The 12,272-nt window shown below is 65.6% G+C and carries 13 protein-coding genes; all 13 read right to left on the minus strand.

Annotated elements, in window-relative coordinates; genetic code table 11:
- Nucleotides 1-17 precede the first annotated feature (17 nt).
- The 13 genes from QMB55_RS11345 to QMB55_RS11405 all read right to left on the minus strand — a co-directional run bounded on the left by QMB55_RS11345 (nucleotide 18) and on the right by QMB55_RS11405 (nucleotide 12,164).
- Nucleotides 18-392, minus strand: a complete 375-nt coding sequence (locus QMB55_RS11345; protein ID WP_497588820.1) for a hypothetical protein — start codon at nucleotides 390-392, stop codon at nucleotides 18-20.
- A complete protein-coding gene (locus QMB55_RS11350; RefSeq protein WP_497588821.1) occupies nucleotides 377-1,036 on the minus strand; it encodes a hypothetical protein in 660 nt (219 codons plus the stop codon). Before QMB55_RS11350 ends, QMB55_RS11345 begins: the two co-directional genes overlap by 16 nt.
- Nucleotides 1,033-1,731, minus strand: a complete 699-nt coding sequence (locus QMB55_RS11355; RefSeq protein ID WP_497588822.1) for a PilN domain-containing protein — start codon at nucleotides 1,729-1,731, stop codon at nucleotides 1,033-1,035. Before QMB55_RS11355 ends, QMB55_RS11350 begins: the two co-directional genes overlap by 4 nt.
- 10 nt (nucleotides 1,732-1,741) lie before the next feature.
- Nucleotides 1,742-2,635 carry a hypothetical protein gene (locus QMB55_RS11360; protein ID WP_497588823.1) on the minus strand — a complete coding sequence of 298 codons (894 nt, stop codon included), beginning with the start codon at nucleotides 2,633-2,635 and terminating at the stop codon, nucleotides 1,742-1,744.
- Nucleotides 2,636-2,829: 194 nt separating this feature from the next.
- Nucleotides 2,830-3,258, minus strand: coding sequence for a hypothetical protein (locus QMB55_RS11365; protein WP_497588824.1), 429 nt, complete (start codon nucleotides 3,256-3,258; stop codon nucleotides 2,830-2,832).
- Nucleotides 3,242-4,102, minus strand: coding sequence for a prepilin-type N-terminal cleavage/methylation domain-containing protein (locus tag QMB55_RS11370; RefSeq protein ID WP_497588825.1), 861 nt, complete (start codon nucleotides 4,100-4,102; stop codon nucleotides 3,242-3,244). The genes QMB55_RS11365 and QMB55_RS11370 overlap by 17 nt, the downstream gene beginning before the upstream one ends.
- Nucleotides 4,102-4,620, minus strand: a complete 519-nt coding sequence (locus QMB55_RS11375; protein ID WP_497588826.1) for a type IV pilus modification PilV family protein — start codon at nucleotides 4,618-4,620, stop codon at nucleotides 4,102-4,104. Before QMB55_RS11375 ends, QMB55_RS11370 begins: the two co-directional genes overlap by 1 nt.
- Complete coding sequence (locus QMB55_RS11380) at nucleotides 4,617-5,108, minus strand: pilus assembly FimT family protein (RefSeq protein ID WP_497588827.1); 492 nt, start codon at nucleotides 5,106-5,108, stop codon at nucleotides 4,617-4,619. Before QMB55_RS11380 ends, QMB55_RS11375 begins: the two co-directional genes overlap by 4 nt.
- Complete coding sequence (locus QMB55_RS11385; RefSeq protein WP_497588828.1) at nucleotides 5,105-9,274, minus strand: DUF6701 domain-containing protein; 4,170 nt, start codon at nucleotides 9,272-9,274, stop codon at nucleotides 5,105-5,107. The genes QMB55_RS11380 and QMB55_RS11385 overlap by 4 nt, the downstream gene beginning before the upstream one ends.
- 107 nt (nucleotides 9,275-9,381) lie before the next feature.
- The gene (locus QMB55_RS11390; RefSeq protein WP_497588829.1) at nucleotides 9,382-9,783 is read right to left on the minus strand and encodes a type II secretion system protein; all 402 of its coding nucleotides are present in this window, start codon (nucleotides 9,781-9,783) and stop codon (nucleotides 9,382-9,384) included.
- Between the two features lie 20 nt (nucleotides 9,784-9,803).
- A complete protein-coding gene (locus QMB55_RS11395) occupies nucleotides 9,804-10,391 on the minus strand; it encodes a prepilin-type N-terminal cleavage/methylation domain-containing protein (RefSeq protein WP_497588830.1) in 588 nt (195 codons plus the stop codon).
- Between the two features lie 65 nt (nucleotides 10,392-10,456).
- Nucleotides 10,457-10,912 (minus strand): hypothetical protein, encoded by a 456-nt coding sequence (locus tag QMB55_RS11400; RefSeq protein ID WP_497588831.1) that lies wholly within the window; start codon nucleotides 10,910-10,912, stop codon nucleotides 10,457-10,459.
- A 10-nt stretch (nucleotides 10,913-10,922) separates the two neighbouring features.
- Nucleotides 10,923-12,164, minus strand: coding sequence for a type II secretion system F family protein (locus QMB55_RS11405; RefSeq protein ID WP_497588832.1), 1,242 nt, complete (start codon nucleotides 12,162-12,164; stop codon nucleotides 10,923-10,925).
- Nucleotides 12,165-12,272 lie beyond the last annotated feature (108 nt).

Raw genomic sequence — 12,272 nt, forward strand, 5'->3', positions numbered from 1 at the left:
TCATTCCTGCAACTCCCCTACTCCCGCGCCCTGCGCGCGGGAGGATGCTTGATCATCGTTTTCTCGACTGCCGGCGTCAGCCGCAGCCGTTCGACGCCATCCGGCCCTTCGAGCACGACTTCGCGCTCGTTGATGGCGGTCAGCGTGCTGTCGCCGTATTTGCCGCCCAGCGGCACCGTCTGCCCACCGATCACCGCCACCGGCCGGCCTTTCTTCGGAATCAGCACCGATTGCAACAGCGACGCTCCGGCCTCGACCGCAGGCGCTCCGCTGTCAACGCCGGGCGGCGGCCGCGTCGGATCAGCCAGAGCCCCGTGCTGTGCCCACGCGCCAGCCGGCAGCAGCAACGCCCATGCCAGCAGGCCTGACACGAGGCTCAGACGATCAGCCATGTCCGCTCCAGGCTCAAGGTATAGACCGTCAGCGTCAGCACGAGCCGCGGATGCGGCTCGGCGGACAAGGCAACACGCTCCCAGAGCAGCTTCTGGCCGTTGTTTTCCAAGCGCGCGAGGTAATCGGCCAGCGCGGCATAATCCCCTTCCAGGCGAAGCTCGACGCCGTGCTTGTAGAGCGCCGCCCCCGCTGCAGGGGCACCGGCGCCGCCTTTCGGCTCAAGCACTGGTTTGACCGGCAGCGTGCGCAGGCTGACGAGGCGCAAGCCGCTGCGTCGGCCGATCATTTCCTCGAGCAGGACCGGGATGCGCTGCGGCGGCACCAGGGTGCTCTCGAGCGCGACAAAGCGTTCGTTGAGACGCGCCAGTTCCTGCTGCAAGCCTTGCAACTCGGCCCGCGCCTGGGTTTCCGGCTGCAGCCCCGGCGCTTGCAAGGCGGCCATCTGCGCCTGCAGCGCCGGCCGCTGCACGGCGAGGTCAGCCAAACCGCGTTCGGCCACGCGCAGGCGAGTCAAGGCCGGATCGAAACCCAGCGACCATCCGAGCAGCACGATGCCGCCCAGCAGCGCCCCCCCGATCAAGCGCCGCTCGCGCCCGGCCAGTGCGTCGAAACGCTGCAACCACGCATCCCACAGCGTTCTCATGGCGCGGCGCCCTCCTTGGTCTCCGCACCGCCCCGCTCCGAGCGCAACACGAAGTCGACGAAACGCGGGCCCGTCGCTACCGGAACCGTGGGCGCGCCTGTCGGCATTGGCACGGCTGCGGAACCCGCCGTCGCTTCGGCCTCCGGAGTCTGGCGTTGCAAGGTCAAGGCGGCAAAGCGACGCCCCTGGAAGGCCGGCTCGGCGCTCAAGCGTTGCACGTAAGCCGGCAAGCGTGCGGCGTCGAACATCCTGCCGCGAATTTCAATGTCGGCCCCGCCGTGGCTGACCGAAAAGCCGGTCAGCCAAAGGTCGGCCGAGGCCAGGCGCGAAAAGCCCACGAACACCGGCGCAAACCCCTGCGTGCTGCCCAAGGCGCCCGAGTCGAGCACGCCCAACACCTCCCGGCGCGCGCCCAGCAGCGCACGCGCTTGTTCGAGTTCGCCTTGCAAGGCCGGCGGCAGCTTGCGTTCGGCCAGTTGGCGCGTGAGTTGCGCCAGTTGCTCCTGTTCAGCCTTAAGCGCCGCCTGCGCCTGGGCCAGCGCCTGCTCCCGCTCGCTGGCGAGCCCGCGCACCGCCAGCACACCGGCGATACACAGCACGAGGGCACAAGTACCGGCGATGACCAGCCGGCGCCCCGTCGCCCACTCGCGCACCGGGCGTAACCGCGCTTCATAGAGGTTGATCTGCTGGCTCATCTGCGCCCCTTCACACTGCCACCTCATCGCGCAAAGCCGCTCCGATCGCCAGCAGATGCCGGGCCTGCTCGCGCGGATCGCGCAGCGCGGGAACGGCGCTCAGATCAAGCACTGAAGCGAGATCGAGCGGCTCGACCGGAAGGTCGCTGCCGGCCCGCAGCGCGTCCAACAGGCGCTCGGAATCGGCCGGCATCGACAGGACGACGCGCGACACGGCAATCTGCCCGTACTGGCGGTCGAAGTTATCGAGGCTGCGTTGCAATTCGAGGCTCAGACGCTCGCCAGCCGTCTCGGCATCCGGGAAATGCCCGTGGTTGACCGCCTGGATGTCGCGGTCGTCACGCCGGCGAACGGCAACGAGCTCGCCGCGCCAGGTGAGCGTGAGCATCACGCCCTCGGCATCGATGCGCAGCAGCACCAGCCCACGGTTTTCGTCTTCGAGTAGGGCGGCGACGTTGCGCTGCGCGAGTTCAGGGATGTCGATCGCCGCCAGATCGAGCTTCGCCGCTTCGAAGGGGGCGGCCCGACGCCGTACCGCCCCCTCGTCGGCGATCACCGCCAGGACACCCGGCGCACGCCCCGGCCCGAGGCTGCCGGCAGGCACGTCGAGGACGTCGACGCAGGCGGTATCGACGGCAAAGGGCACCGCATCCTTGAGCGCCCAGCGCAGGGCCTCGCGCCGCTCCTCGCGCGGCACCCCGGGATCGTCGAGCGATGAGACCACGTAATCGCCGGAGGACAGCAAGGTCGTGCAAGCGTATCCCGCCAGCCCCGAGGCTCGCAGACGCGTCAAGGCATCGGACACGTCGCGCTCGACCGCGAAGGTCTCAAGGCGGGACAGGCGCGGCTTGAGGCCGCGTGGACGCAAGACGTGCGCAAGCGTCACGCCCTCTGCGCCCGACACGACCGCCATCCACCCCGGTTTACGCTGTTTGCTCAAAAAAGAGAGCATGGCCCTTGTTTTGCCTCGTTTTCATCTGCTTGTATGCTGTCCAAGCATACCGCTTAAGCCCTGCGGAAACAATGAAAAGCCCGTCCTCAGGCCGTTTCCGGGCTTTTCACACAACACTTTATGAACGTCCGAACACCACGCACAACTCATCGTTCGACCACCCACACCACGCGCCGCTCGACGTAGTTGGCTACGGCGGCGTTACCGGGGCATACCGCCTGATTGCACGCCGTCGCGGTGATCGTCCAGATCGTTCCGAGCCCGGCTTCTATCGCATTGCCGTTTGCCGTCACGGCACACCCGACCGTCACCGTCATGCCGTTGGGCGCCACATTGGCGGGGAGTATGGTGGCCGCATTGCAGGTACTGGCGCCAAGCGCAAGCGCGGCGCCCCACTCGGCGCCCGAACGTGCCGCGTAGTAGGCGCGCGCCCCGTTCACGTCGTAGGCGCTGCCGATCTGCTGCCCGCCCGAGACGACGGCGATGAAGGCGCCGAGCGCGGCCAGCGCGACAAGGATGAACAGTGCCGAGACGATGGCAAAACCGCCGTTCCTGTGCTCAGGGGGTGTTATCAAGCTGCACCTCCTGATAGAGCGAGATCGTTTCGTTGATGCCGCGCGAGGCGGGCTGAGTGAGCACCAGCGTCAGCGCGAGGATGCCGTTGCGCTGCGACACGGCAGCGTTGTAGGCGAAGCTCGACTGCGCACAATCGACGTTGCCGACGAGCACCGTCGCGCCCGCAAAATCAGCCTGCGGGCAGGCCGCGGGGGCCGCCAGGACGCCCGCCGGCAAGGCCCGCGAGGCGCGCCAAATGGCGCTCCCAGCGCAGTAATAAACCACCGATGCGTTCTGAATGACCTGAAAGCGGTTGCCCGGCGAACGGAAGGGAAACTGATTCGCCGCGGCCAGCGTGATCAGCCCGGCATTCGAAGCGCCCGCATTGATCGCGGCGCGGTTGCGGTCGTTCGGGTCGTAGGCATTGGCACCGGGGATGCCGAGGTTATAGACCACCACACTGCTGTTGCCGAAACCGCCCGTCGGCGGCAACCCGTTCTGCGCCAGCACGTCGAAGCTTGGGTCGTTCTGCGTGAAGTCGAGGATGTTGCCCGTTCCATCTGCCCGTGGCGCCACGCGGTAGCGTCCGCCGCCCAGGGCGGGCAGGAACTCGATGCACGCTGCACCCGGCCCTTGGCGCAGCGAATTGGGCAGCGCCGAATTTACGTCGCGCGAAAGGCGGCGCAAGGCGGTATCGGCGGCGTCGGTCAGTTCGGCGCGTGCCACGCTGTCGACGTAGCCCTCGACCGGCGCGCGGATGAACACCGCCACGCCGGCCGCGATGATGCCGGTGATGACGATGACCACGATGGCCTCGACCAGCGTGAAGCCGCGTTGCGCAAAAATACGTGTGAAGGCGCGCATCAGAAATTCCCCCGCCAGCCCTGCAGGGTGACCGTTTCCGCGCCACGCGTGACGGTCACCGTGACGGCTTTGAGCATCACGCCATTCACCGCAGCCGGCGCGCCGACGGCCACCGTCACGGCGTAGCCCGCCAGCGCTGCCGGCGCAGTGCCCACCGCCTGGCTGTTGCCCGCCTGATTCCAGCCGTTGTAATCGTCGACGTCGTTGTAGTTGGCGCGGTCGACCGGCGTGTTGACTCGGCACCGCGGCAAGCTAGCAGGCGTATTCGGCGTGCACCCCACCGTGTCACTGAGATTTCCAGGGTCCGTCGGGTCGTTCTGGTAGTCCTTGGCCAGCACTTCCTCCAGCATCGCCTCAGCGAGCGCCAGCGCCTGCTTGCGCACCACCGGATCGGCACTGCCGCGCACCGTGGTGTTGAACACCGTCAGCACGCCGGCCAGTCCGACGAGTACGACAACGATGTAGATGATCAGCTCGATCAGCGTCAGCCCGCGCTGGGCGCCACGCGCGCAGCTCATTGCACCCACCCCGAATCGGCCTGGACGACGATGTTCGGCTGGCCGGTCACGGTGATCGTCGCCGCGCCCGCCAGAGATCGATCTCCATTAACCGGCCGCCCGAGCGGATCGAAGATCACCCCTACCGCGCCGCCAAGCACGACGCCGGGCCGCGCGCAGACCTGGTTGGCCGGGCAGCCCTGTTGCGGCACCGGCAGGTTCACCGCCGCCGTGCAATTCACGGCATCGACCAAGCCGTCGGGCTCGCGCACATCCATGCTCAAAGTCACGCCGCCGGCCGCGACCGCCGCGCACACATAGCGCCGGCTGGCGACCGCGACCTTGCGCGCATGCTGGATCGCCGCCTTGGCGCCGTCGTGAACGCCACGTTCGCTGAAGGCATTGTCGAAAAAGCGCGGAATCGCCACCACGGCAAGGATGCCGAGGACGATCAGGATCACCACCAGCTCGACCAGGGTGAAGCCGCGGACACGCCCCTGACGACTCACCGGAACACCTCGCGGCGGTGAATCACCGGCCCGGAACGAACGACGCCGAAAGTCGCGCGCGCGCTCGGGTTGTCGACCGATCCTTTCCAGTTGAACTGCAGCCACGGCGCAGCGGCCGTCGCCGCGCCACCACCGACCGCGCATTGCGTACCCGAGCCCGTCGCCCCGAGGTTGAGCGTGAGGTCGGCCCAGCCCAAGTTGCCCGCCCCCGGCGCCGAGAGCGTCGCCGTGTAGTTGGGCGCAGCGCCGCCGACCTGGATGCGGGTTTCGCAAGCGCTCAGATTGCCGCCGAAGGAAAACGCAAAATTGGTCGCTTCGATTTTCGTACACGTATCCGCCGCATTGAGTTGCCAACCCTGCGTCGCCCCGCTCCAGTACTGAATCTGCAAGGGCACAGGTAGCGGCAGCAGTTCCGAGCCGTTGGTGTTCTGCAAGCGGATGCGGCCGCTGCGTAATTCGGTCACACCGACGAGCTTATGGTCGTTGCCGACGCTGGCATCGGTATCCAGGTCCCAGGCAGCGCTCCAGGCACTGCCGGAATAGACCTGCAAACCCACGTTATCACTGTCCACCGGGCGGATGCCGGGCGTAAAGGTAGGCAAGAATTCCTCGAAGCCGACCGCGCGCGCGAGGCGGCTGTAGATGCGCAGCGCACTGCTGCCGTTGGCCCAGGTCGGCGCGACATCGGCTGTCGCGCTGCCGACGAAACCGGTGTAGCGGCTGCTCGCGCCTTCGGGGAACTGGGTCACTCCCGACGCCGCCGCGAGCTTGAACTGCGCGCCCGTGTTCAGCTTGGCGAAATTGTTCGCGGCGGTCGCCGAACTGCGATAGTTCTCCGTCACCCCGTTCTGCTTGTTGCGCGCGGAAAGCGTGAGGTCAAGGCGCAGGTCGGGCTCGCCGATGTAGGTAAAGCTGCCCATCCCCGGCGCGCAGGCCGTGGGTCGGTTGCTGACGGCGCTCGCATCGAGGGTATAGGCGTAGGGATAGAAGCGGCCGATGTTGCCGCTCGCCGCACCGAGCACATCGCCCGCGCCGAGATAATCGCTGTCGCCAACACCGGGCTGCAAGGTGATGATCCCGACCTCCCCCCAGGAGAAGGCAGTGCCGCTTGCAACCCCGTTGCTGAAGCTGCCAAAACTCCCCGTAACGGCCGGGTTGCCCGTCAGCCCCAGCCCGCCCACCAGCGCCGGCACCAAACGGACGCTTTCGGCCATCACTTCACGGCCATAATTCGGCGTCGCCACGCCACCGCTGGCCACCGCCGTCACCGTCAGCGAAAAATCCTCGCCCGCGGGACAGAATTTTCCGCCCTGCGCGTCGGCCGCGCCGGGGTTGGCCGTCGCGCCCTGGCATTGCACGCCGCCCAGCACGAAGCTGAAGGGCTTGACGACAAAGGCGTTGGAATTGCCGCGCAGGCTAGCGGCAGAGCCACCCGGTGGCGTCACCGTCGTGCTGGCGTACAGCGTGATGCGCCCGACGTCGGCGTAATTAAGGGTGATCGGCGCCGAGCCGTTGGCATCGAAATTGAGGTTGACCGGGGTGCTGTTCTGCGTCGGGCTGCTGTTCGGGCTGCCGGCCACCGCCGTCGAATTGACCGTCAGCCGGTTGCCGCTCGAACAGGTGGTCGGGTCGTTGCAGGCATAACCCAGGTTCACCGCCACCGTTTTCCCGGCGATTGCCGGGGTGCACACCGCCGGATTGCTCGTCGACGCCTGCAAGGCCCGCAGATAAAGCTGTGCGCTCGTGATTCCGGCGGTCTGCGCGGGGATCGTCGCCTCACTGCCGGTGAGCGAATTCGTCACGAACAAGCCGGCATCACTGGCGCTGAAGGTGCATTGCGGCGCACCGAAAGTGCAACTGGTCGGAATCGCCCCGCTCACGCCGAACACGACGCTGCCCGGCGTGCTCACCTGCACGTTCTTGGTCACTGAACTCGCGCCCACGGGGATCACGAAACCACTGCCCGACGCGCCCCCGGAAGTTCCGTCCCAGGCCACGGTCGGCGCACCGCTGGCGGTAAGGCTGCCGCTCACGCCGCCGGTATAGAGCGCGGTGCATGCCGCGTTGGCGCAGGCGCGAACGGTCAATGCACTCATCGCGCAGGTCAGCCCGCTGCCCGAGGCATGCTGGATTTCGAAGTGGTGAGGACCGGGGTTGCAGACCGGCGGCCTATCGGTGCCGTTATAGTTTTTCTGGTTTTTCTGGTTGGCGTAAATCTGGCTCACCTGGCTTGCGCTCAAGGCCCGGTTGAACACCATGAACTCGTCGATCGGCGTGCGGTAGGCCTGGTTGTTCAGGTCATCGCAGGAACTGCCGAGGGTGCGCAAGCCGTACCCCGAACCGCCTGCGTTGGCCGTATTGGCGACGGTATCTTTTTGCACCCCATCGATGAACAGCGTCGTCGAACCGCCATTCGCCACCACGGCCAAATGGTGCCAGCCGGCCGTCAAGCTGTTGATTGAGGTCGTTCCGTTGTCGGTTCCGCCGCTCCGGGAATACACCCCCCAGCGATAAGCGTTGTTGCTGTCGAAGAAAAGAAAATCGCCCCGGCAGAGGTTGGAGGTCGCTCCCAGTGAGGCCGCCACGTAATACCGTTGGCCACTGAGCGGACCAAGCGGGAATTTGCTCCAGAACGCGACGGTGTAGTTGCCCGGCAAGGGCACCGCGCTGCCGGTAGTCACATACTGATTGAGCGCAGCGAGGTTGAGCGAACGCCCGACCACCGCATCCGCCTGGGTCGAGGGTTTCGTCGCCCCGCCAGAGGTGCCGTGGTAACTCCCCTGGCTGTCGATCACCTCTCCAGTTGTACCGTTGTAGCTGCATTCGTCGAAGTGATAATCGGCGATCGGCGCAGGGACGCCCGGCTCACCGATCGCGAACTCACCGAACCCGGTGACACCGCTCACCGTCCGCGTCGTTGCTGAGCTACCGCTCGGAGTCAGCGACGACCAAACTCCCGACTGTTTGAACGCCACGATGAAGTTATTCGGATTCGCGCCGCTGTCGAGGTCCGAACCACCGCACCCGGCGGCATTACAAAATTGGAACGTCGCCGAGTAAGCGCCAATATTGATCCCCGCACCGGGAATCAAGCTCCAGTAGCGATTGACGCTGACATTAGCGCCAATCGGCGAAAATCCCGCCGTCGTATCGGGATGGTCGCCGCTGGTCGTGCGCGCGGTGATCGTGCCATCGCTCAACCCCGGCTGCCAGGAATAGTTTATGGTCAGCGGGGCATAGCGTCCGCCGCTGCCCAAAGGGAAAAGGCAGGACGTAGCGTAACTGGGAAAGTTCAGCCTTAGATTGCCGTTGACATAGCTCGCCGCCGAAGCCCCGCTGATCGGACCCTGCGCACAAGCTTTCCCAACGATCAGCGTCGCGCTTGGTGCGGAAATAACCCCCGAAGTCAGGAGCAGATCGTCATTGACCGTTACATCGACAGCGAGCGTGACGCCGGCACTGTTGTTGATTTGCAAGTCACCCAACACAAGGGGCGCCGTACCGCCGAAGGTCTGCGCCGCCGCACCATTCGCGATGATCGTCGCATTCGACAGGGAAAAAGTGCCGAGATTGCTCAGATTGCCCTGAACACGAAGGTTCGAATAGCTCGATGAGTCCAGCGTCGTTCCGGAATTCACCGTCAGATCGGTCACCGTCGCGCCAGTCCCGTAGAACTCGGCGCTTTGCGTTCCTGCCTTCTGGAAAATCAGGCTGCCGACCACGAGTTGCGCATTCGAGCCATGCGACAGGTTACCCGTCAGCGCCAGGCGGTCGGCCTCAAGTTTCCCGTAGTTGTTCAGTCCAGCGGCGGCGAGCGTAAAGACGCCCGCCCCGGTGTTCGCGACGATGCCATGCCCATTCACCGTCAGGGCACCACTCACTGTCAGCGTGTAGTTCGTAGCGCTGATATGCTGCAAGGTGCCGCTATTAAGGGTAACCGCTGCCACCGTCGCATTCGCATCGAGCGTCACCACGTAGCCGCCATTAACCTCGACCGTATCGGCCGCGCCGGGAACGGCGCTGCAGCTCCAGATTGTCGCGTCGCTCCAGCTACCGCTTCGGGTTGGAGAGCAAGTGGCCGCCTGTGCTGTGGCAAGCACCTGCATCAATGTCCACAAAACAAGAAATCGCAGACACGAGAACGAGGGATTCACCATATGGCGCATGTACCAATCTAAACGAACAGCCTGCGATCCGGCTCGCAGGCTGTTCCAGGCGAATCATTCGAGACAGAAGCACTAGCCGCGCTCCCGTCTAACTTCTGCTCATTTTATTACGGGATATTGCCAGCACCAATGCCTGCAAAAGTGGCAGAAAAAGCAGGAGTAGAAACCGTCGAAACAGTGCAAGTCGCCGTCGTTCCCGTACCGCTCAAAGCCACGCTCCCGACTTGATAATTCGCCGGGACCCCCCCCTGCATGATGCTCCCGACGCCGTCGCAGTTAACTACATTGGCGCATTTATTTGTCGTAACCTTATCGCCAACAGCCTGACAACCCGCGTAATTGATCGCCATCGCCGAAGCCATGCCTCCGGCGACCCCTTGAACGGCTGCCGTACTGGCCTCGGTACGAAGGTCGATGAACTTCGGCAGCGCCGTCGCCGCCAAAATTCCGAGGATGACGATCACCACCACCAGTTCGATGAGGGTGAAGCCGCGTTGCATGGTTTTCATTGCCGTTCTCCTTGTAAAAATCAGCATCCGCCGATGGTCAGGCCGCTGATCGTTGCGGCGACGTTGGCTTGATTGGGTTGGGTGTAGGTAAAGAAACAGTTGGCCGCATCCGGCGCACCGGTGACGCCGAAAGTCGCGATCGCGCCGCCTTGCGTGTAGGTGTAGCCCTCGGCCTCGAGCTGGGCCTGGGTCGGGTTGAAGATGCCGGTCAGCCCGGCGGCCGAGAGGATGCCGGGGTTACCACCGAAGGCAGTGACCGCCGGATAGCCCCAGACGAGGTGGATGACGCCGCTTTCGGAGCAGACCGTTCCAGTCGCGGCCGGGCTGTTGTTGGCCACACCGCCGCCGCCCGGGCAGGCGGCCGGATCGGCCACACCGCCGCGCGAGAGCGTCGTCGCATGCACCAGCGCCGACGCCGCCGAGACACTGCCGCGCGCCGCCTGCAGCTTGGCGATGCGGGCATCGCGCTGCAGGTTGATGAAGCGCGGCAGGGCCACCGCGGCAAGGATGCCAAGGATGATGACCACGACGATCAGTTCGATCAACGTGAATCCGCCCGACGGCTTCGCCGGCCGGTCTAGTCTGAGCTTGCGGGTGCGGTCATTCATCTCGTGTCCTCGCCTGAAGCCGTCATGATACTCCCCTTGCATTACGCTGCACGCCTCTTGCCTGCTTAGCGCTCGCCCACTGTGGCGTCCACGCGTCGAAGGCCGATGCCGGCGAGCCGCCCCGGAACCGTATCGCTGCCGGCCATCGGCGCGGCGCGCTCCAGCCGAAAGCGGGCGCTGTCGCCGCTGCGGTAGAGGTAAACCAGCTCGCGTCGCGTCGTATCGAAATACCAGACGCCATGGCCGGCCGGCGCAACGGACAGCGTGCCGCGGTACGGTTCCGGCGCCCGTCCGGCCCAGTCGACGGGGTTGTCGCTCGCAGGCCAGGTGCCGCCATGCACCTCGCGGTGCGCCGCACGTTCGAGCAAAGCGATGCGTAGGGCGGCAATTTCGCTCTGCACGGCGGCGTCCTCGATTTCGCGCCGCGCGCGCTCGAGCGCCTGCAGGAGCAGCAGCGCCAGCGCACCGATGATCAGCACCAGCACCGCGAATTCGTAGCGTCGCCGCGGGGCGCTGGCCATCGTCCGCGCCCTAGCGCTTGATCGCCACCTTGCCCAGATCCCACATCGGCAGGAAGATGCCGAGCGCCAGGATGAGGACGAGGATGCCGAGCAGGACGATGAGGATGGGCTCGATCTGCTGGCCGAGCGTCTTCAGTTCGTATTCGACCTCCTGACGATACATGTCGCCGATCTCTTCCATCATGTCGTCGACCGCGCCCGATTCCTCGCCGACGGCGACCATCTGCAACACCACCGGGGTGAAGATGCCGGCGCCGATGGCGGCCCGCAGCAGACTTTCGCCACGTTCGACGCTCTCGCGCATGGCTTCGATGCGGCGCGCCACGTGGACGTTGTCGACCGTCTGCGCGGCGTTCGACAAGGCCTGCATCACCGGCACGCCACTGCGCTGACCGAGCGCGAAGCTGCGCGCAAAGCGCGACAGCGCGGCCTTGTGCAGGATTTTCCCGGCAATCGGAATGCGCAACGAGAGTCGATCCCAGGCCAGTCGCCCGGCCGCGGTACCGACCCAGGCGCGAAAACCGAATACTGCGCCCAGCCCAACGGCGAGCAGCGCGGGCCAGAACTCGACCATGAAGTCCGAAAACCCGAGCAGCAAACGCGTCATCAACGGCAGCTCGGCGCCGAAGCCGGCGAACACCTTGGCGAACGCCGGGATGACAAAAAGATTGACGATGACGATGGCGGCGACCATCGCGGCCACCACGAACATCGGGTAGCGCAGCGCGGTCTTGACCTGTTCGCGCATGTAGCGCTCGAACTCGAGGTGCTCGAACAGACGGTAGAAAACGTCCTCGAGCATCCCGGTCGCCTCGCCGACACGCACCATCGACAGGTAGAAGGGCGAGAAGACGCGCGGATGCCGGGCCATGGCCTGCGACAGGTCACGCCCGCCCTCCAGGCTTTCGCGAATCTCGCCGATCACACGCCGCAGTTCGGGGTTGATCGCCGCCTCCTGCAACCCGTTCAGGGCGCGCAGGATGGGCACTCCCGACTTGAGCAGGGTGTGCATCTGACGACTGAAGAGCAGGAGATCGACCTGCGACACCCTCGCCCGGAACAACGTCACGCCCGCCCCGGGAACGCCGGTCGCGCCACGCGCTTCCGGACGCCCCTGCGCCTCGACGATGGACACCGGCGTCAACGCCTGCCCGCGCAACTGGTCGGCCACCACCCCTGCAGACACGCCCTCGAGCGTGCCTTCGATCAGGTCGCCGGCGCCATTGCGGGCTTTATAGGTGAATGCAGGCATGGCTAGGGGCGAATCTTGGCCCCGGAGGAAACCGTGTCGACCGCCATCGGCGCCACTTCCTGCTGTGCGCTCTCGCCGTTTACACCGAACCCGTTGCGCTTAGGCATC

Origin of the sequence: Propionivibrio sp. (genome assembly GCF_041441355.1) — a bacterium.
Lineage (GTDB): Bacteria > Pseudomonadota > Gammaproteobacteria > Burkholderiales > Rhodocyclaceae > Propionivibrio.

Coding starts and splice junctions, on each gene's coding strand:
- QMB55_RS11345 (WP_497588820.1), bottom strand. CDS start 392: ATGGCTGATCGTCTGAGCCTCGTGTCAGGCCTGCTGGCATGGGCGTTG.
- QMB55_RS11350 (WP_497588821.1), bottom strand. CDS start 1,036: ATGAGAACGCTGTGGGATGCGTGGTTGCAGCGTTTCGACGCACTGGCC.
- QMB55_RS11355 (WP_497588822.1), bottom strand. CDS start 1,731: ATGAGCCAGCAGATCAACCTCTATGAAGCGCGGTTACGCCCGGTGCGC.
- QMB55_RS11370 (WP_497588825.1), bottom strand. CDS start 4,102: ATGCGCGCCTTCACACGTATTTTTGCGCAACGCGGCTTCACGCTGGTC.
- QMB55_RS11375 (WP_497588826.1), bottom strand. CDS start 4,620: ATGAGCTGCGCGCGTGGCGCCCAGCGCGGGCTGACGCTGATCGAGCTG.
- QMB55_RS11385 (WP_497588828.1), bottom strand. CDS start 9,274: ATGCGCCATATGGTGAATCCCTCGTTCTCGTGTCTGCGATTTCTTGTT.
- QMB55_RS11390 (WP_497588829.1), bottom strand. CDS start 9,783: ATGAAAACCATGCAACGCGGCTTCACCCTCATCGAACTGGTGGTGGTG.
- QMB55_RS11395 (WP_497588830.1), bottom strand. CDS start 10,391: ATGAATGACCGCACCCGCAAGCTCAGACTAGACCGGCCGGCGAAGCCG.
- QMB55_RS11400 (WP_497588831.1), bottom strand. CDS start 10,912: ATGGCCAGCGCCCCGCGGCGACGCTACGAATTCGCGGTGCTGGTGCTG.
- QMB55_RS11405 (WP_497588832.1), bottom strand. CDS start 12,164: ATGCCTGCATTCACCTATAAAGCCCGCAATGGCGCCGGCGACCTGATC.